Origin of the sequence: Embleya sp. NPDC059237 (assembly GCF_042754105.1) — a bacterium.
Classification (GTDB): Bacteria; Actinomycetota; Actinomycetes; order Streptomycetales; family Streptomycetaceae; genus Embleya.
The window spans coordinates 121,004-139,318 of the sequence record NZ_JBHZAE010000024.1; the positions used below are offsets into that span (position 1 = coordinate 121,004).

17 protein-coding genes and 1 pseudogene are annotated in these 18,315 nt (G+C 72.3%); 10 read left to right on the forward strand and 8 right to left on the reverse strand.

What is annotated here, in order from left to right:
- Nucleotides 1-20 precede the first annotated feature (20 nt).
- A complete protein-coding gene (locus ACFXKZ_RS46260; RefSeq protein WP_380012279.1) occupies nt 21-233 on the reverse strand; it encodes a hypothetical protein in 213 nt (70 codons plus the stop codon).
- 87 nt (nt 234-320) lie between these two features.
- Nucleotides 321-686, reverse strand: coding sequence for a YybH family protein (locus ACFXKZ_RS46265; protein ID WP_380012282.1), 366 nt, complete (start codon nt 684-686; stop codon nt 321-323).
- Nucleotides 687-1,024: 338 nt separating this feature from the next.
- On the opposite strand from ACFXKZ_RS46265, the gene ACFXKZ_RS46270 reads away from it, so the two are divergent.
- The 4 genes from ACFXKZ_RS46270 to ACFXKZ_RS46285 all read left to right on the forward strand — a co-directional run bounded on the left by ACFXKZ_RS46270 (nt 1,025) and on the right by ACFXKZ_RS46285 (nt 4,552).
- Complete coding sequence (locus ACFXKZ_RS46270) at nt 1,025-1,744, forward strand: sensor histidine kinase (RefSeq protein WP_380012285.1); 720 nt, start codon at nt 1,025-1,027, stop codon at nt 1,742-1,744.
- On the forward strand, nt 1,732-2,379 hold the full coding sequence (locus ACFXKZ_RS46275; RefSeq protein WP_380012288.1) for a response regulator: 648 nt from the start codon (nt 1,732-1,734) through the stop codon (nt 2,377-2,379). The genes ACFXKZ_RS46270 and ACFXKZ_RS46275 overlap by 13 nt, the downstream gene beginning before the upstream one ends.
- A gap of 91 nt (nt 2,380-2,470) precedes the next feature.
- Nucleotides 2,471-3,508 (forward strand): nucleotidyl transferase AbiEii/AbiGii toxin family protein, encoded by a 1,038-nt coding sequence (locus tag ACFXKZ_RS46280; protein ID WP_380012291.1) that lies wholly within the window; start codon nt 2,471-2,473, stop codon nt 3,506-3,508.
- 66 nt (nt 3,509-3,574) lie between these two features.
- Nucleotides 3,575-4,552 (forward strand): phosphotransferase family protein, encoded by a 978-nt coding sequence (locus ACFXKZ_RS46285; RefSeq protein WP_380012465.1) that lies wholly within the window; start codon nt 3,575-3,577, stop codon nt 4,550-4,552.
- A gap of 263 nt (nt 4,553-4,815) precedes the next feature.
- On the opposite strand, the gene ACFXKZ_RS46290 is transcribed toward ACFXKZ_RS46285, so the two are convergent.
- Nucleotides 4,816-4,977 carry a hypothetical protein gene (locus ACFXKZ_RS46290; RefSeq protein ID WP_380012294.1) on the reverse strand — a complete coding sequence of 54 codons (162 nt, stop codon included), beginning with the start codon at nt 4,975-4,977 and terminating at the stop codon, nt 4,816-4,818.
- Between the two features lie 4 nt (nt 4,978-4,981).
- On the reverse strand, nt 4,982-7,204 hold the full coding sequence (locus ACFXKZ_RS46295; protein WP_380012297.1) for an MMPL family transporter: 2,223 nt from the start codon (nt 7,202-7,204) through the stop codon (nt 4,982-4,984).
- 136 nt (nt 7,205-7,340) lie between these two features.
- Here ACFXKZ_RS46295 and ACFXKZ_RS46300 point away from each other — a divergent pair, with 136 nt between their 5' ends.
- From ACFXKZ_RS46300 to ACFXKZ_RS46310, 3 genes are all read left to right on the forward strand, one after another.
- On the forward strand, nt 7,341-7,667 hold the full coding sequence (locus tag ACFXKZ_RS46300) for a PadR family transcriptional regulator (protein WP_078982263.1): 327 nt from the start codon (nt 7,341-7,343) through the stop codon (nt 7,665-7,667).
- Complete coding sequence (locus tag ACFXKZ_RS46305; RefSeq protein ID WP_380012300.1) at nt 7,664-8,434, forward strand: hypothetical protein; 771 nt, start codon at nt 7,664-7,666, stop codon at nt 8,432-8,434. The genes ACFXKZ_RS46300 and ACFXKZ_RS46305 overlap by 4 nt, the downstream gene beginning before the upstream one ends.
- Nucleotides 8,435-8,625: 191 nt before the next feature.
- A complete protein-coding gene (locus ACFXKZ_RS46310) occupies nt 8,626-10,044 on the forward strand; it encodes a DUF2252 domain-containing protein (RefSeq protein WP_380012303.1) in 1,419 nt (472 codons plus the stop codon).
- A gap of 54 nt (nt 10,045-10,098) precedes the next feature.
- Here the strand turns inward: ACFXKZ_RS46310 and ACFXKZ_RS46315 are convergent, their stop codons facing one another.
- Nucleotides 10,099-11,049: a hypothetical protein gene (locus tag ACFXKZ_RS46315; protein ID WP_380012306.1), complete on the reverse strand. Its 951-nt coding sequence runs from the start codon at nt 11,047-11,049 to the stop codon at nt 10,099-10,101.
- 302 nt (nt 11,050-11,351) lie between these two features.
- On the opposite strand from ACFXKZ_RS46315, the pseudogene ACFXKZ_RS46320 reads away from it, so the two are divergent.
- Nucleotides 11,352-12,014 (forward strand): annotated as a pseudogene (locus ACFXKZ_RS46320) (class I SAM-dependent methyltransferase); the annotation flags it as partial.
- A 185-nt stretch (nt 12,015-12,199) separates the two neighbouring features.
- Here the strand turns inward: ACFXKZ_RS46320 and ACFXKZ_RS46325 are convergent.
- On the reverse strand, nt 12,200-13,663 hold the full coding sequence (locus tag ACFXKZ_RS46325; RefSeq protein WP_380012309.1) for a S41 family peptidase: 1,464 nt from the start codon (nt 13,661-13,663) through the stop codon (nt 12,200-12,202).
- 166 nt (nt 13,664-13,829) lie between these two features.
- On the opposite strand from ACFXKZ_RS46325, the gene ACFXKZ_RS46330 reads away from it, so the two are divergent.
- A complete protein-coding gene (locus tag ACFXKZ_RS46330; protein ID WP_380012312.1) occupies nt 13,830-14,417 on the forward strand; it encodes a GNAT family N-acetyltransferase in 588 nt (195 codons plus the stop codon).
- Between the two features lie 311 nt (nt 14,418-14,728).
- Here ACFXKZ_RS46330 and ACFXKZ_RS46335 read toward each other — a convergent pair whose 3' ends face one another.
- Both ACFXKZ_RS46335 and ACFXKZ_RS46340 read right to left on the reverse strand, forming a co-directional pair.
- A complete protein-coding gene (locus ACFXKZ_RS46335; protein ID WP_380012315.1) occupies nt 14,729-15,091 on the reverse strand; it encodes a hypothetical protein in 363 nt (120 codons plus the stop codon).
- 100 nt (nt 15,092-15,191) lie between these two features.
- Nucleotides 15,192-15,602 (reverse strand): Fur family transcriptional regulator, encoded by a 411-nt coding sequence (locus tag ACFXKZ_RS46340; RefSeq protein WP_380012318.1) that lies wholly within the window; start codon nt 15,600-15,602, stop codon nt 15,192-15,194.
- A 435-nt stretch (nt 15,603-16,037) separates the two neighbouring features.
- Between ACFXKZ_RS46340 and katG the strand changes: the two genes are divergently transcribed.
- Nucleotides 16,038-18,269: a catalase/peroxidase HPI gene (gene katG, locus ACFXKZ_RS46345; protein ID WP_380012321.1), complete on the forward strand. Its 2,232-nt coding sequence runs from the start codon at nt 16,038-16,040 to the stop codon at nt 18,267-18,269.
- Nucleotides 18,270-18,315: the final 46 nt, after the last annotated feature.

The window sequence follows — 18,315 nt, forward strand, 5'->3', positions numbered from 1 at the left end:
GAAACCGGGTTCGACGGGTGTCACGGCCGGGCCGGCAGACTCCCGGCCTCGTGCGCCGCGAAGCCGCCCAGCTCGCGCAACGCCCGCTCGGACGCCGACCCCGGCTCGGCGGCGAACAGGTCGAGCCCCCGACACGCCGGCTCGTCCGGAGGCGCGACGAGTTCGCCGTGCAGGGTCGGCTCACCCGCCGTCGGGTGAGGCAGGACATACACCCGGTCCCGGAGCTGCGCCACCGGCCGACCGACCCGGCGTCGGCCGACCCGGCGTCGGCTGAGCCGCGCATGCCGACGGCCGCCCGGGTCGGGGCGGCCGTCGGGGGTTCAGCGGGTGGGCGGGGCGAATTCGGGCTGGTCGATCACCCGCAGCCAGCTTCCGTCGGGCCGGCGCCGGACCACCTGGGCCCGGGCACCGGAGCCGTCCTTCGGCGGGGTCGAGGTGAGCGCGATGTCGCCGTTGATCAGCGTCGGCAGCGGTTCCTCGGGCTCGAAGTGGGGACGGTCGGCCAGCACCTTGGCCCACAGCTCGCGGATGGCCTCCCGGCCCACGGTCGTGCTGCCCGGCGGGTAGGCCAGTACGGCGTCCTCCGCGTAGAGCTCGGCGACCCCGGCGGCATCGCCCGCGTTGGACCGTTCCACGAACAGGCGGGTGATGTCCTCGGGACGCATGGCCTTCTCGTACTCGGACATGGTTTGTGTTCCTTTCCTCGTGGTGTCGCGGCCTTTCGTAGTTCCATCCTGCTCACTCGCCGATCAGAAATCCAACAGATGGATCCGATCGATGTCAGAAGCTGTGGTTATGGTCGTCGAGGGTGGAGCGGACGTTGGTACGGCCCCGTCGCGGCCTGTATGTGGCCCATACACCCCGGACCGGGTACTGCGGATCCGGTACTCCGGTACTCGTCCCCCGGAAGGACGCCCGGGTGCCGCACCCGTTCATAGGGTCGCCGTAGTGTGCGCGGCCCTCGAGGTCGCCGCGCGTGGTGTGCGTGGTGTGCGTCCGGAACGGGGCCGAGAAAGTGGCGAGTGTGCGGGATCGAGCGAAATCGCTGTGGTGTGAGGTGTGGCGTGACCTGGGGTGCCTTCGCACCCCGAACCGGGAGCCGGTCGTCGCCGCGCGGACGGTGAAGGCGGTCCCGAGCCGGGCGGACGTACTCGACGCTCACGGCGCGGAGTTGCGCCGCATCGAACGCGACCTGCACGACGGGGCCCAGGCCGGTCTCGTCGCGGTGGCCATGCGCCTCGGTGTCGCCCGGGACCTTCTCGGTGCCCAACACCCGGTCGTCGCCGACCTGTTGCGCGAGGCCCTGGAGGGGGCGGAGGAGGTGTTGACGGAACTGCGCGACGTCGTCCACGCCATTTACCCGCCGATCCTGGCCGACCGCGGCCTCGCGGGCGCGGTGGACGCGGTCGCCGCCCGGACCGGGGTCACCACCGATGTCCGGCTGGGCGAACTCGGCCGACTGCCCGCCGCGATCGAGGCCGCCGCCTACTTCGTCGTGGCCGAAACGCTCGCCAACACCACCAAGTACAGCCGGGCCCGCCGCGCCCGCGTCGGCCTGACCCGCCGCGACGGCACCCTGGTGGTCGAGGTCGCGGACGACGGTGTCGGCGGCGCGGACGAGCGCAACGGCACCGGCATCGTCGGCATCCGGCGCCGCGTGGCCGCGCTGGACGGCCGGGTGGCGATCACCAGTCCGGTCGGCGGACCCACCGTCGTCACCGTGGAGTTGCCGTGCGCGTCGTGATCGCCGAGGACAACGCGCTGCTGTCGGCGGGCCTCGAACTCATCCTGTCCACACGGGACATCGGCGTCGCTGCGGTGGTCACCGACGGCCCCGGCCTGATCGCCGCGGTGCAAACGCATGACCCGGACCTGGTCGTCACCGATGTCCGGTTGCCACCGACCTTTCGCGACGAGGGTCTTCGCGCCGCGCTGGAACTGCGGCGCATCCGCCCGGGTCTGCCGATCCTGGTCCTGTCGCAGTACGTCGAGCACGTCTACGCCCGGGATTTGTTGTCCGACGGTACGGGCGGCGTCGGCTACCTGCTCAAGGACCGCGTGGGTCGGATGAGCGAATTCGTGGACAGCCTGCGGCGGGTCGTGGCCGGCGAGACGGTGATGGATCCCGAGGTGTTGTCGCAACTGATGACGGCCGCCGCCGGCAGCCCCCTGGACCCGCTCAGCCCCCGAGAGCACGAAGTGCTCGCGCTGATGGCCCGCGGTCTGGGCAACGGCGAGATCGCCGAGATCCTGTTCATCACCGCCAACGCGGTACACAAACACGTCGGCAACATCTTCGGCAAACTCGGCCTGCCCGCGTCCGACGCCGGCCATCGCCGCGTCCAGGCGGTGCTCACGTACCTCCGCGACGGTCGCTGACGGTCGTCGGTCGTCGGGGGCCGGGGTCCGTGTCGGCTTCGATCGGTACAGTCGCCGGCCGGGCGGGAGCGCGGAGGTCGAGGAGGAGTGGATGGCATACGGCGTGGACCCGGACGGTGACACGTCGGCGCGTCGGCAGGCGGCCCATCGTGCCGTGCTCGACCACCTGTTGGGGCTCGTGGCGGCCGCGCCGTGGAGCGACTGTGTGATGCTTCGCGGGAGCATGGCCATGGCCGCCTGGATGGGGGAGCGGGCGCGGGAGCCGGCGGACCTGGACTTCGTGGTGCTGCCCGCGCCGACCGTCTATATCGATCCGTCGGCGCCATACCCCTACCTCGACACCGTTGCGGCCGTGCAGCAGTGGCCGGAGGCGGCCGGCGGGGCGGCCGGATACGAGATCTGGGCCGACGGGGAGCGGGAGTTCGAGACACGCGGCGTGCGGGTGCTCGTGCCGCCCGAGGGGCTCCACTGGGACACGGACCCGGATCCGGTGGGGTCGATCCCCGCCTACGAGGACCTGACGCAATGGATCGGAAAGCGGCCAGAGGCGGCGCCGGGCCTGACCCTGGACGCGAACGGCACACGTCGGGACGGTGGTTGGGACTACGCGTACGACGGGCAGGGCGCGGGCGGGATGCGCATCCTGATCCCCTGGGAGGCGGAGGGACTGCCGCCGGGGGAGGCGCGGCTCGACTTCGCCTTCGACGAGAGGCTGTACCAACCGCCGATGTGGACCCGGATACCGCGCGCCGACGGCGGGCCGGCGCCGGTGGTGCGTACCGCGAGCCGGGAGTTGTCCCTGGCCTGGAAGCTGGTGTGGCTGCATGTCGACGGCGGCGAGGGGGGCCGACCTCGGAGCAAGGACCTCTACGACGCGGTGCTGCTGGCCGAGGACGAACGCACCCGGCTCACCTCGGCGTTGCTGCGTCGGGTCGGCAGCGGTTTCATCCGGAGCGTGCCCGAGCACGGCTTCGACCCGGACGCGGTTCCGGCCGACGAGTCGGACTGGTCCGCCCTGCTCGCGGATCTGCCCGGCGTGCGCGGCACCGCCCGGGAGTGGCTCGGCCGGCTGGATGCGGCGCTGGCGCCGGTGTTCGCGGCGCGGGGAAAACCGATCGCCCGCGGGTGACGGCTCGCGTAGGGTGCCCCGGTTGTCGAACCGGAAAGGCGGGTCGCGGACGTGGCGCCGAGAAATGTGACGCGGGATCAACTGGCGGGAGCGGTACGGGCCGCGCTGGGCGGCGGGCGGCGGTTGGCGGGGGTCGAGCGGCTCACGGGCGGCACCCGGAAGGGGGTGTACCGGCTGACGATGGACGACGCGACGTCGGTGATCGCCTATCTGTGGGAGGACTCGGAGAACTACTGGCCAGCGCACGAGGGCGACGACGACGTGACCGATCCGTTCTCGCCGGGTGTCGGGCTCGACCTGTTCGAGGCGGCGCACGCCCGGCTGGACACGCTCGGGCTGCGGGTGCCGGAGGTGTATCTGGTCGACCGCGACCGGGCGTACTACCCGGCCGATCTCGCCATCGTGGAGGACTTCCCCGGCGAGGACCTGATGACCCGATTCGAGCGCGACCCGCGGGCGGTGGAGCCGACGATGGCTCGTCTGGTGGAAGGGTTGGCGGCGATGCGGGCGTATCGGGCGCCGACGTACGGCAAGGTGGCGCTGATCGACGGGGGCGGTACGGCGCGGGGCGCTTCCTGCGAGGGCGTCGTGCTGGACGCCGCGTTGCGCCACCTCGCCGAGGCGGCCGGGCGCGACGCGCGGATCGCCGCAGCCCGTGACCGCCTGGAGGAGAGGCTGCACGAACTCGCCTCGGCGATACGGCCGCGCGCCGAATACTCGGTGATCCACGGCGAACTGGGCTTGGACCACGTCCTGGTGGACCGGGACGGCAATCCGGTGCTGATCGACATCGAGGACCTGATGTACTTCGACGTCGAATGGGAGCACGTGTTCCTGCGCATTCGCCTCCACGACGACTACCGCCGGGTGGCGGCTGACAACCTCGACGGGGCCCGCCTCGCCCTCTACATGCTTGCCCAACGCCTGTCCCTGACGGCGGGCCCCCTACGCCTCCTCGACGGCGACTTCCCCAACCGAAGCTTCATGCAGGGAATCGCCGAACACAACCTCAACGAGGCCCTGTCGCTGGTCGCCCCCGTGTAGCGCCCGACGCCCGAGCATGCGGGCGCGCGGAGTTCCACTCGCCGGCGCCGATCCGCGTGGCCGGACAACGTCATGTAGTCGTCGCGGTCACGACCGAGGCAGCGGGCCTGAACCGAGCCGCGGCCCACAGATCGGCCGGGGGGCGAAGTTGATCGCGGGCCCGGGAGCCGATCGCCGGTTCGGAGGCGTTCGGGCGCCCGCGAGTCGGTCGGGCGCCCGGGAGTCTTTTGGGACTCCCGGGCCCGTTCGGTGGCGGGGTCGGGTCACCAGTTGCTCGACGAGTTGCCGGGTCGGGAGGTGTAGCGGCCGGTGCGCCGCCCCTCCCGTGCCCGGCGGCCGAGCGTGGCACCGAGCAGCGCGACCAAGGCGATCCCGATCACGATCGGCCCGACGACGACGAGGACGATCAGGAGCGGCATCGGCACGTGATCAGCCCGTTTCGGGTCGTGGGGGTTCGGCGTCGATCCGGTTCAGGGTACGGGCCGGGCCCGAGGCCACGCCAGGGTCGTCCGCGTGCTTCGGTACGTCGACACCCCGGCCGCCGCGCGGGCCGTCCGCGCGGTGCGGGAACCACCAGTTGGCCCGCCCCATCAGGGTCACCAGCGCGGGCGCAAGCACCCCTCGGACGATCGTCGCGTCCACCACGATGCCGACCGCGAGGGCGGTGGCCAGGATCTTGACGTCGGTGACCGGGACGGTGGACAACGCGACGAAGGCCAGGAACAGGATCAGCGCGGCGGAGGTGACCAGCCTGCCGGTACGGCCGATGCCGATCACGACGGCCTCCTCGGTGGTGTCCCGAACCCCTCGGGCGGCGAGGTCGAGGTGCGCCTCGCGGATCCGGGTCAGGATGAACACCTCGTAGTCCATGGACAATCCGAACAGGAACGCGAACACCGCCATCGGCACCCACACCGTGATCGCCCCCGTGGCCGGGGTGTCGAAGAGCAGTTCGCTGCCGTAGCCCTTCTGCCAGATCAGTACGACCGCGCCGTAGGCGGCGGCCACCGACACGGTGTTCAGCACGAGGGCCTTGACCGGCAGCCAGATCGACCGCAACGACCGCATCAGCACGAGGAACGTGAGCACCGCGATCGCCGCCAGGACCAGCGGCAACGAGCCGTAGACCGCGTCCGCGAAGTCGCGATCCTGCGCCGGGCCGCCACCCGCGTGCACCCCGGGCGTGGCGCGCGCCGCCGCCAGGACCCGGCCCACCGCCGCGCGACCCGCGTCGGTGGCGGGGTCCGCGGCCGTCCACACCTCCACGACCCGCAGGCCCCCGCTGTCCCACCCGGCGGGGGCGATCGCGCCTGCCACACCCCGCTCTGTCGCCAACCGTCGGGCCAGCGCCTTCGCGTCGCCGTCGGTCGCCACCTCGATCGGCTGGGCGATACCCGTGCCGAAGCCGGCCCGGTCGATCGCGGCGAACACCTGCGCGGGCTCGCCGCCACGGCCGAGCGCCGTCACCTGCGGCTGCCCCACCCGCATGGTCAGCGCGGGTGCGGCGAGGGCGAGCAGCAGCGCGCCGCCGAGCACGGCCGCCAGGACCGGCCGACGTGTGGTGGCCCGGGCGATCGCCGACCACGCGCGGCCGTCCGCACGCCGGGTGCGGCGCGGCACGTCCAGCCGGGCGCCGCACACGTACAGCAGCACCGGCAGCAGGGTCAGCGTGACCGCGACGCTCACCAGCGGCATCAGCAGACCCGCGTAGCCGACGCTGCGCAGGAACGGGACGGGCAGCACGACCAGCGCGGCCAGGGATAGTGCGACGGTCGCGCCGCTGAGCAGGACCGCGCGGCCGGCGGTGGTCGCCGCGCGCACGATCGCCTCGACGCGCCGGGCCGGATCGCACCCGCCCGGATCGGCCCCGTCCGCGCGGTCGCGTTCCTCGCGCCATCGGGTCACCACGAGCAGGGCGTAGTCGATCGCGATGCCCAGGCCGATCAGGGCGACCAGGTACTGCACGATGAACGACACGTCGGTGACCCGGGTCAGGCCTCCGACCAGCAGGAACGTCGTGGGGATGGCGATCGCGGCGGTCAGGAGCGGGATCAGGGCCAGGCCGCCGGCGAAGGTCAGGCCGAGCACGACCAACGCGCCCAGCGCGCCGAGCAGGGTCTCGGCGATCGGGCTGCGGGCGGCGCCGTTGTCGCGTCCGGTCAGCAGCGGCCGGCCGGTGACCCGGACGGGCGCGCCGGCGATCTCGACCCCGGCCACCGCCGCCCGCACCCGGGCCGGCGCATCGCCGTACGCCTTCGGGCCCTCGCCGCCGGGCGGGTAGACCAGGGCCACGGTGCCGCGCCCGTCGGCCGAGATCAGCGCCGGATCGCCGGTGGTCGCGAACGACGCGTGCCGGCCACCGGGCGGGGTGGCTCGCCGCACGGCCGCGTCGAACGCGTCGCGCACTTCGGCCTCGTCGGCGCGGCGGCCCTCCGGGACGGTCACCTCGACGAGCAGCGGGGCGTTGCGGCCGCCGGTGCCGCCGAAGCGCTCCCGGATGAGGTCGTTGGCCTGTTGTCCGGGCCGGCCGGGCAACTTCGAGCCCTGGCTCAGCCGATCGATGGTGTTGCCGACGGTGGCGATGCCCGCCGCGGCGAGCACCAGCCAGACCAGGATCACCAGGCGCCGGTGTCCGAGAACCCAACGCGTCATCGTCTCCACGACGGACGTCCCCCGTTTCGAATGGATAGGCACGCTACTTATGCGGCGGGAGTCTATACATAACGTCGCTACCTATCGGCAGGGGCACGTAGTCTCGCTACACATCGCCGGTGTAGCCTGCCGACCCATGAAGGCCGAAGTGCTCAAAGGACATCTCGAAGGCATGCTCCTGGCCGTGTTGGAGTCCGGCGAGCAACACGGCTATGCGATCGTCGAGGAACTCAAGTCCCGCAGCGGCGGGCACATCACGCTGCCGACGGGCACGGTCTATCCGGCGCTGCACCGACTGGAGACGGCCGGTCTGATCGCCGGGCGGTGGTCGGTGCACGGCGGGCGGCGCCGGCGCAGCTACACGCTGACCCGGGCGGGGAAGCGGGCACTGAGCGAACAGCGCTCGTCCTGGCGGGAGTTCGCCGACGTCGTGTCCGGTGTGCTGGGGGTCGAGCCCGCGTGAGGCCCGCTCCCGCGCCCGGCGACGGGTACGAGCCCGAGGCCGATGCCGCGCCGCCGGCCGCGCACGCCGCCGGGCCCGACGCCGCGTCCGCCCTGCCCGAGGCCGTGATCGACGACTACCTTCGCCGCCTCGCCGCCGAGCTGATCGGCACGCGCACCCGGCGTCGGGCCATCCTCGACGAGGCGCTCGACGGGCTGCTCGCGGCGGCCGAGGCGCACCTGGACGACTGCGGCGACCCGGAGGAGGCCGGCCGCCGTGCCGTCGCCGAGTGGGGGTCGCCGGCCACCGTGGCCGAGGCCCACAACGCCGCCACCGGTCGACGCCGGGCACGGCGACAGGTCCTGACCGCCCTCGCGGCGCTGCCGGCGCTGGCGGCCGTATGGTCCACCGCCATGCTGGCCGGCCCGACCGGCCCCTGGGAGCGGCGACCCCTCCTCCTCGACGCGGGCCTGGCGCTGCTCGCCTTCGGGACCGTCCTGGCCGCGGCCTCGGCGCTGTCCGGGCTGCGCGCGGCGACCGGCCCCCGGGCCGCCCTGCCCGGTGCGGCTCCGCCACTGCGCGAGGCGGCGACCGCCACGTTCGGCGTACTCCTCGTCCTGGCCACCCTGCTCATGCTCGTCGTCAACCGCGGCGTCACCGCCCCCGCCTCGCTCGCCTGGCCGCTGATTGCCCCGGCCGCCGTGCTGAACCTCGCCTTCGGCGCACACCTGGCCGGCACCTGGCGCCGCCTGCGCGCGCACCGCCCCGTGCGTCCCCGCCGGCCCTGACGACCGCGCCGCCGTCACTCGTTGGCGCCACACCGCTCGCCAGGAGCGGGCCCAACGCGTTTCCTGAGGTGGGGCGGCATGCCGTCCTCGCCCCCGAGCCGCCCAGGCGATCGGGGGCACCCGTTCGGGCGAACCGCGCCGGCCGCATGCGTGGATCGTGTGTGCCTCGATGCGGTTCCGGAGGGCTTGCGATGACGCCGAAGGCCGAAGTCCGTACCCGCGAGACCATGCCGCCCACGCCCCGGGAGCGCGCCGAGCGCGGCCGGGCGGCGCGGGCGAAGGCGTCGCGGTCGAGCCACGCCGAGTTCGCACCGACCCGGCGGCCCGACCCGATCGACCTGATCGAGCGGCAATCGGCCTCGCGGGTACCGGAGTTGGTGCCGATCCGGTACGGGCGCATGGCCGAGTCGCCGTTCCGGTTCTATCGAGGTGCCGCCGCGATCATGGCGAGCGACCTCGCCGGTACGCCGAGTTCGGGGCTGCGGGTGCAACTGTGCGGCGACGCGCACATGCTCAACTTCCGACTGCTGGCCTCGCCCGAACGGCTGCTGCTGTTCGACCTCAACGACTTCGACGAGACGTTGCCCGGACCGTGGGAGTGGGACGTGAAGCGGCTGGCCGCGAGCCTGGTCATCGCGGGGCGCGAGAACGGCTACACGGACGCCGAACGCGCCGACGTGGTCCGGGGGACCGTACGGTCCTACCGCGAGGCGATGCGCCGCTTCGCGGGCATGCGCAACCTCGACGTCTGGTACGCCAAGGCCGACGCGGACCGGGTCCGGGCGCTGGCGTCCGGACGGTTGCACAAACGCGGCCGGCGGCAACTGTCCAAGGCCATGAGCAAGGCGCGCGGTCGGGACGGCCTCCAGGCCTTCGCGAAGCTCACCCGCATGGTCGACGGCGAGCCGCGGATCATCTCCTCACCGCCACTGGTCACCCCGATCGCCGAACTCCTGCCCGACGCCGAACGGGCCGCGCTCGCCGGGCGGATCGGCGACCTGATCGACCGCTATCGCCACACGCTTCGCTCCGAACTGCGCCACCTGCTCGGCCAGTACACCGTGGTGGACATGGCCCGCAAGGTCGTCGGCGTCGGCAGCGTCGGCACCCGCTGCTGGATCGTGCTCCTGCTCGGCCGTGACCTGGACGACCCGCTGATCCTCCAGGCCAAGGAGGCCGACGAGTCGGTCCTGGCCGCGCACGTCGGCCCCGCCGAGACGGCCACCCAGGGCGAACGGGTCGTCGCGGGCCAGCGGTTGATGCAGGCCGCCGGCGACATGCTCCTGGGCTGGGAACGGGTGGACGGTATCGACGGACGGCAACGCGACTTCTACGTCCGCCAACTCCGCGACTGGAAGGGCATCGCCGAACCGTCCCTGATGGTGCCGCGCGGAATGCGCGCGTTCGGCGAACTGTGCGGCGCCACCCTGGCCCGCGCACACGCCCGCTCCGGGGACCGCATCGCCATCGCCGCCTACCTGGGCGGCGGGGACACCTTCGACCGCGCGGTGACCACCTTCGCGGAAATCTACGCCGACCGCAACGAACGCGACCATGCCGCGCTCCTCGCCGCGGTGAAGTCCGGCCGGTTCACCGCAGAGGACGCGTAGGGGGTGGGCCACCGGGCGTCCGCCCCGTGACCCACCCCCCCCACCGCTACCGGCTCAGCGCTTGCGCTTGAACTCGTACACCGTCGCGCGCGCCGCGCAGTCGCGCGGCGGGATCATCTCGACGCGCAGCACACCGGTGTGCCGGTCGTAGTCGTTGCCCTCGGTCTCGAAGTCGACGGCCGTGCCGGGGCAGGCGCTGAGCTGCGGAAGCGCGCCGAGCGAGGTCACGTGCCCGGTGACGGTGCGGCCGTTCAGCGCCTTCTTCAGTTCGATCTGCAGCAGCGGCTTGGCCTCGGGGAACAACTTCCGGTCGGAGTCGTCCGAAGCGCACAGCAGCCGCTTCGCGTCCAGGAACGTACAACCCTGGATGTCCTTGACCGGACGGTCCAGTTCGATGGTGCCCGCGAGCGCGAGGTCGCCGCCGGTGCGCGCCGTGGCGGGGTTGAGCAGCGGGGTGGGGAAGACGAGCAGGCGGTTCATCGTGTCCCACTCGCCGGAGACCATCCAGCGGCTGTCGGGGGAGATCGCGGCGAACGAGTTGTTCATCGCCTCGCCGGCCGCCAGCGGGTGCACGTACTCGTAAGCCGCGCCCGACGGCGTGGTCACCCGGAACATCTTCGCCGTCGCGTCGCCGCCGCCCTGGTACGCGTCGAACAGGTAGCCGCGCGAGGAGTCCGGGTCGCCGATGTGCGACCAGCCCCGCTCGCGCACCGGCGCGGGGATCGAGGTGTTGCCCGTGTAGTACAGGTAGGGCTTGGCGCCGGGCGGGCGCACGTTGGCCAGTCCCTGGGCCTGCGACGCGGCGTCGATCTCGTACCGCCCGATCGGCTGCCACCCCTTGATCTCGGACGGGAACGCCGGCTTCGCCTGCGTCGCCTGCTCGTCGGACACCTCCGCCGCGTGCGCCGTGCCCGTGAGCCCGACCGTCGCACACAGCGCGACGCAGGCGGCCCCGGCCGCCACGCCGCGTACCGCCGACCGCAAACCTCGGACCATCGACCTCATGTGCACCGAACTCCTCTGCCGTGCCAGTGCCGTACCGACAGGTCCGGCCGCCAAGACCCTGGCGCAACACGATGGCCGCCAGACACCACACACCTGAACACCGGCGAACCAATGCCCCACGATCCGGAATCCCGACGTCCGCATACCGCCGGTACGACTCGGCCGTGCGTGGCGCGAGGATGGTTGATCGGTGTGGGTCAGCCGGTGTCCGGTGGTGCGGAATCGGGGGTGGTCGGGGTTCGGGGGGTGGACGGGGTGGGCAACCGGGGGGTGGGTGTGCTTCCTGTCGAGAGGTGGGGTCGATGACGGACGGGTCCGGTGGGACGCGGCATGTGATTCCGGCGGCGGTCGAGAGGACCTATGGGGCGGACGATCTCGGGGCGACCGGGTTGTTCGGCGGCGGGTTCATCAACTTCGGTTACTGGCGAGGGATCGATCTCGATCGGGCGCTCACCGAGGAGGATCGCATCGCCAGTCAGCGGGCCCTGTATCGGCACGTGCTGGAGGGGTTGGCGCCGGGCGAGGGGCTGCGGGTCCTGGAGGTGGGCTGCGGGATGGGGGCCGGGGGCGCGGTGGCGTTGGAGGAGTACGGCTTCGCCCGCGTCACCGGCATGGACATCCATCCGGAGCAGTTGCGGCGGGCCGAACGGGCCACCGCCGAGGTGTCCGCGCGCCGGCCCGGGGGGTTGCGGTTCGTGCGCGGGGCGGCCGAGGACATGCCGTTCGACGACGGCGAGTTCGACTGCCTGTACAGCGTCGAGGCCGCCCAGCACTTCCGGGACCTCGGGGCGTTCGCCCGCGAGGCCGCGCGGGTGTTGCGGCCCGGGGGGCGCATGGTCGTGGCCACCTTCCTCGTGCCCGACGCCGATCCGGTCCGGGCGCGGCGGCCGGCCGAGTTGTTGCCCACGTTCGCCGAGGACCTGGATGTACCGCACACCGTCCCGGAGTTGACCGACGCCCTCGAACGCGCGGGGCTCGGCGACATCAGGGTCGCCTCGATCGGCGAGTCGGTCTGGCCCGGCTGGGACCGCTGGCTGGATCGCACCTGGGCACCCGGCACCTGGCCGCACAACTTCCTCCTGGCCTACCGCGAGGGCACCCTCGACTACTTCACCGTCACCGCCCGCCGCCGCGAGAGCGAGGCCACCGGTCAGGGATTGCGGCCGCCCAGCAGTCGTACCGCGCGGTCGAAGGCGGAGTCGCGGTCGGCGGCGAACTCCGCGTCCGTGAAGACCGGGGTGCGGAAGTCGACCGGCAACCCCACACCTTCGAAGCCGCGGCCGGTGGGGGAGACGTAGCGTTCGTTGGACAGGGTGAACGCCCAGCCGTTGGGGAGCGTGCGGCCGAACATGTCGGAGAAGATGCCCTGCGTGTTGTCGCCGACGAAGGTGGTGGGCCCCGGGCGTTCGCGCAGGGCCAGGGCGAACGTCTCGCCGGCGCTCACCGTGGCGGGGCCGGTGAGCACCGCGACCGGGCCGGTGTAGCGCGGCGCGCCGGCGACGGGCTCGATTCGGAACGCCTGGGGTGGGGTGAAGCGGGTGGGGTCGTGCGGGTCGTCGCGGGCGCTTTTGACGTAGGCGGGGTGGGCCCGGTCGGTCAGCCGGGCGGCGACGCGTCGGCCGAGGTCGTCCAGGCCGCCGAGGTTGACCCGGATATCGATGATCAGGCCGTGCCAGGCGTCGGGACCGGACGCGCGCCGGGCGGTGACGATCGTGTCGAGGGCGCGGTCGAGTTCGGCGGCCTCGACCGCGAACGGGGCCTGGTCGCCGGTGTAGCCGACGAACCGGTTGATCCGTAGATAGCCGATCCGGCCCGGGAGTTCGGCATAGCCGATCGCACCCGCGGCGAAGGTTCGCAACGGTGTGCCGCCGAGGTCGCGGCGCTCGACGAAGGCCCGGATCCGGTCCTCGTACGCCTGGTCCAACTCGGGTGTTCCGGGGCGACCGACCCGCCACAAGCGGTCCAGGGCCGGGGCCCGCAGGGAGGTGTGGCCGTCGCGCAGTGGTTCGGCCATCGTGGTGAGGATCTCGAAGAGGCGATCGTCGGTGGTGTCCGGGCGCACCATCGGCCGATACCTGTCCCGGGCCGCCGCCCAGTCGACGCCGCGTTCGGCGAAGAAGGCGTAGTTCTCCCGGAACGTCTGCCAGAACACGTCGAAGACGGCCCGCGGATCGGCGGGCGCGGGCCGCAGGCAGTCGGCCGGCAGCGTGCGCACGCGCCGCAACTCGCGGCGGCCCAGGGTGCCTTCGACGGTCAGGGCGGCCCGCTCGGGGCGCCCGGGGAGCCGGCGTACCGTGATCGGGAAGTAGCTGTCGGGGGCGTCGCGGGCGCGGAACCGCACGGAGCCGTCCGGTGCGTGCTCCCGGTACGCGGGGATGCCGGGCACACACCCGAGGTCGGTCGTCTCGTACGGCCGCAACACGCCGCCGTCGATCGTGAGGACCGTCCCGTAGCCGTCGGAGCGCCAGATCCCGTCCGGGGCGCGATCCGAGGCGGGGGCCGGCTCCACGCCGACGGCCACGCCCGCGGAACCGAGCAGAGCCAGGACAACCGTGCCCATCAGGACGAGTCGATACCGGCCGCGGCACACGCGGCCCACGTGTCGTGTGGTCATGCACACCACGCTTCCAGGCCCGACGAACCCTCGACACCACCACAGGTCGGAGAACGAACTCCCTCTCGCGAGGCGGTACATCTCCCTCGGCGGGCGGTAGCCGATAAGCGCGGTCTCGCGTCGGCGGGCGTAGCCTCGGCGCGGATCAGCGGGCAGGATCGAGGTCATGACCTCATCACCCGCATACCTTCTGCCGAGCGAGATCCGCGTACAGGGCCACGGGCTGTGGCTGCGCGAGTGGAACGACGACGACGTGCCGGCCATGGTGGAGCTGTTCGACGAGCCCGAGATCGACCGATGGACGCCGCTGGTCTCGCCGTTCGACGCCGAGGCCGCACGGGCGTACCTGGCGCGGGCCCGCGCGTCCCGCGCCTTGCATCGGGGCATCCAACTGGCGATCACCCTCGACGGCGGCGAACCGTGCGGCGAGGTGCTGCTGTTCCCGGACGCCGACGGCCCCGACGTCGACCTGGGCTCCGCGGTCGCGCGGCCGCGCCGGGTGGGGGAGATCGCCTACGGAATCGGCGCGCGGCACCGCCGCCAGGGCCTGGCCGGCCGCGCGGTGCGCCTGATGACGGAATACGCCCGCGACGAACTGGGCGCCGACGCGGTGATCCTGCGCATCGCCGCCGACAACGCCCCCAGCATCGCCGTCGCCCGATCCACCGGCTTCCACCTCACCGACGCCAAGCCCGTCACCCGCCCCCGCCCCGACGGCCAGGTCGTCCTGAACACCTGGCTGCACCAGGGGTGACGGTAGGCACGGGGCGGGCAGTGCGCCCGTGAGTCGCTGTCAGCGATCACCCGGGTGCGGCCAGTGTTGGACGCGGAGCACGAGCAGCAGTTCGAGGCGTCGGTGTTCCATGTACCAGAGAATCAGGCGGCCCTCGGCGTGGTCGCGGATTCCCGACACGCCGAAATCGTGATCCGACGGGCTGTCGAGGTATCGCACCGAGGCGGCGTCGGCCAAGCGCTGTGCGAGGGATTCGACATCTGCTCGGATGTCGGCCGCGAGCCCGCCGACGACGTGGTCCGCGTCCGGGTCGTACTCCCAGGTCCAATCGCTTACGCGACGGCTTCGCGGGCGGCTTCGTCGAGCATGGCGGCGATCTCGGCGGCTGCCGGGCGCGTGGCGGCGAAGGTGTCCGCGTCCGCGATCGTTTGCTCCAACTCGCGAAGGCGACGTGCCCGAGCCGGGAAGCGACGCAGTGCCACGAAGACGGCCCAGCGGTGCAGGAACGTATGCATGGGCACGGTGCTGTCCGTTTGCACGGCTTCCTGCCAGGCGGAATGGAACTCTCGCTCGAAGCGAACGGCCGCTGCCGGGTCGAGCGAGAGCACCGCCACCCGCAGGGCCTGTTCGGTCACCGGCGGCATGGGGAACAGCGGCGCGTCTTCCGATGTCTCGGCGTGCGCATCGCCCACCACGATCGCCTCCTCATTCCTCACGGTCGGTCCGCCCCGCCCTACTGTCGAGCATCCGCCCTCGTCCGTCGCTCGGCGCGATCACCGGTGCGGCGCAAAAGCGCTACGCGCAAGCGGGGCACAGACCTCGGTAGGTGACCTCGACCGCGGAGACCGTGAAGCCGAAGCGTTGGTCGGTGGGGAGGTCGGTCAGGGGGTTGCCCGCCGGGTGTACGTCGCGGATGGTGCCGCACCGGGAGCAGACCAGGTGCTGGTGCGGGCGGTGCGCGTTGGGGTCGTAGCGCTTGGCGCGGCCGTCGGTGGACACCTCGATGACCTCGCCCAGCGAGACCAGCTCGCCCAGCGCGTTGTAGACCGTGGCGCGGGAGATCTCGGGCAGGCGCGCCACCGCGCGCGCGTGAACCTCGTCGGCCGTCAGATGCACGTGGTCGCCGTCGAGGACCTCGGCCACGACGCGCCGCTGCGACGTCATCCGCCAACCACGCGCGCGCAGTCGCTCCAGCAGGTCACTCATATCGCTTCACCTATTCAGGTTCGGTGGAGACCCGAGTTTACCGGCGGAGGTCCGGGTTCCGTTTGAATATGGAATTGGCGCACATCTTGACTTGGACTCTGTCCATCGTAGGATCGGTTCTGGCGATAGCCAAGAGTCGGGAACACCCCACTACGGCAGGAGACGGAGACGTGACGGGACCACCGCCGTGGAACCGCGCGGTGCCGGCCTGACGAAGTCGGCCGCCGGCGCGGGACCCGTACCACGCGGTGAACCGACCGCGACGCGGCCCGGTTCCGCCGATCCGTCGTGTCGCCGCCGACGTGGACCGCACGACCGTAGAGGTTTGTCGATGCTCCCGGGCCGAGCACGTCCGGCGAGTCCGGCTTCTCCCCCCGACGTTGCACCGCTCGCATGCCCTGAGTACCACGATCCGCCTGGTCCGGAAGGATTCCCATGTCCGAGAACAATGATGCAATCGTCGTAGACGCGAAGACGGAGGGCGGAGGGGGCTGCCCGGTCGCGCACACGCGCGCACCGCACCCGACCCAGGGCGGTGGGAACCGGCAGTGGTGGCCGGAGCGACTGAACCTGAAGATCCTCGCCAAGAACCCCGCCGTGGCCAACCCCCTCGGCGCGGACTTCGACTACGCCGAGGCGTTCAAGGCGCTCGATCTTCCCGCGGTGAAGCGGGACATCGCCGAGGTGCTGACCACCTCGCAGGACTGGTGGCCGGCCGACTACGGCAACTACGGCCCGTTCATGATCCGGATGGCCTGGCACAGCGCCGGCACCTACCGGATCAGCGACGGCCGCGGCGGCGCCGGTGCCGGGCAGCAGCGCTTCGCCCCGCTCAACAGCTGGCCGGACAACGCGAGCCTGGACAAGGCCCGTCGGCTGCTGTGGCCGGTCAAGAAGAAGTACGGGCAGAGCCTGTCCTGGGCCGACCTGCTGATACTCACCGGCAACGTGGCGCTGGAGACGATGGGCTTCGAGACCTTCGGCTTCGGCGGCGGTCGCGCCGACGTGTGGGAGGCCGACGAGGACGTCTACTGGGGTCCGGAGACCACCTGGCTCGGCGACGAGCGCTACAGCGGCGACCGGGATCTGGAGAACCCGCTCGGCGCGGTCCAGATGGGCCTGATCTACGTCAACCCGGAGGGCCCGAACGGCAACCCGGACCCGCTGGCCGCCGCGCGCGACATCCGCGAGACGTTCCGCCGGATGGCGATGAACGACGAGGAGACCGTCGCCCTGATCGCCGGCGGGCACACCTTCGGCAAGACGCACGGCGCGGGCCCGGCCGACCATGTCGGCCCCGACCCCGAGGCCGCCCCGATCGAGCAGCAGGGCCTGGGCTGGAAGAACACGTTCGGCACCGGCAAGGGCGCCGACGCGATCACCAGCGGGCTGGAGGGTGCCTGGACCGCCACCCCGGTGAGCTGGGACAACAGCTTCTTCGAGACCCTGTTCGGCTACGACTGGGAGCTGACCAAGAGCCCGGCCGGCGCGCACCAGTGGAAGCCGAAGGACGGCGCCGGCGCGGGCACCGTACCGGACGCACACGACCCGTCGAAGACGCACGCGCCGACCATGCTGACCACCGACCTGTCGCTGCGCTTCGACCCGGCGTACGAGCAGATCTCGCGTCGGTTCCTGGCCGATCCGCAGGCGTTCGCCGACGCCTTCGCGCGCGCGTGGTTCAAGCTGACCCACCGCGACATGGGCCCGGTCGTGCGCTACCTCGGCCCGGAGGTGCCCACCGAGACGCTGCTGTGGCAGGACCCGCTGCCGGCGGTCGACCACGAGCTGATCGGCGCCGAGGAGATCGCCGACCTCAAGGCCCGGGTGTTCGCCTCCGGTCTGACCGTGTCCCAGCTGGTGTCCACCGCGTGGGCGTCGGCGTCCTCCTTCCGCGGCAGCGACAAGCGCGGCGGCGCCAACGGCGCGCGGCTGCGGCTCGAACCGCAGCTCGGCTGGGAGGTCAACGAGCCCGACCGGCTGGCCGCGGTGCTGCACGGCCTGGAGGAGATCAAGGCGGCGTTCGACGGCGGTCGCAGCGACGGCAAGCGTGTCTCGCTCGCCGACCTGATCGTGCTCGCCGGCGGTGCCGCGGTCGAGCAGGCCGCCAAGGCCGCCGGGGTCGACATCGAGGTGCCCTTCACCCCGGGCCGGGTGGACGCCTCGCAGGAGGAGACCGACGTCGAGTCGTTCGCCGCCCTGGAGCCGACCGCCGACGGGTTCCGCAACCACCTCGCGAAGGGCAACCGGCTGCCGGCCGAGTACCTGCTCATCGACCGGGCGAACCTGCTGACCCTGAGCGCGCCGGAGACCACGGTCCTGGTAGGCGGGCTGCGCGTGCTGGGCGCCAACCACCAGGAGTCGTCGCTCGGCGTGTTCACCAGCACGCCCGGCGTGCTGAGCAACGACTTCTTCGTCAACCTGCTCGACATGGGCACGACGTGGAAGGCGACGTCGGAGGACGCGAACACGTTCGAGGGTCGCGACGCGGCCACCGGCGAGGTCAAGTGGACCGGCAGCCGGGTCGACCTGGTCTTCGGGGCGAACTCCGAACTGCGTGCGCTCGCGGAGGTCTACGCGAGCGACGACGCCAAGGAGAAGTTCGTCACCGACTTCGTCGCCGCCTGGACCAAGGTGATGGAGCTGGACCGGTTCGACCTGGTGTGACCACGACGTCCGGGTCGGCCCACGCGGGCCGACCCGGACGTTGTTC

Coding starts and splice junctions, on each gene's coding strand:
- ACFXKZ_RS46315 (WP_380012306.1), bottom strand. CDS start 11,049: ATGAGGTCGATGGTCCGAGGTTTGCGGTCGGCGGTACGCGGCGTGGCG.
- katG (WP_380012321.1), top strand. CDS start 16,038: ATGTCCGAGAACAATGATGCAATCGTCGTAGACGCGAAGACGGAGGGC.
- ACFXKZ_RS46340 (WP_380012318.1), bottom strand. CDS start 15,602: ATGAGTGACCTGCTGGAGCGACTGCGCGCGCGTGGTTGGCGGATGACG.
- ACFXKZ_RS46310 (WP_380012303.1), top strand. CDS start 8,626: ATGACGCCGAAGGCCGAAGTCCGTACCCGCGAGACCATGCCGCCCACG.
- ACFXKZ_RS46295 (WP_380012297.1), bottom strand. CDS start 7,204: ATGACGCGTTGGGTTCTCGGACACCGGCGCCTGGTGATCCTGGTCTGG.
- ACFXKZ_RS46330 (WP_380012312.1), top strand. CDS start 13,830: ATGACCTCATCACCCGCATACCTTCTGCCGAGCGAGATCCGCGTACAG.
- ACFXKZ_RS46280 (WP_380012291.1), top strand. CDS start 2,471: ATGGCATACGGCGTGGACCCGGACGGTGACACGTCGGCGCGTCGGCAG.
- ACFXKZ_RS46300 (WP_078982263.1), top strand. CDS start 7,341: ATGAAGGCCGAAGTGCTCAAAGGACATCTCGAAGGCATGCTCCTGGCC.
- ACFXKZ_RS46265 (WP_380012282.1), bottom strand. CDS start 686: ATGTCCGAGTACGAGAAGGCCATGCGTCCCGAGGACATCACCCGCCTG.
- ACFXKZ_RS46325 (WP_380012309.1), bottom strand. CDS start 13,663: ATGACCACACGACACGTGGGCCGCGTGTGCCGCGGCCGGTATCGACTC.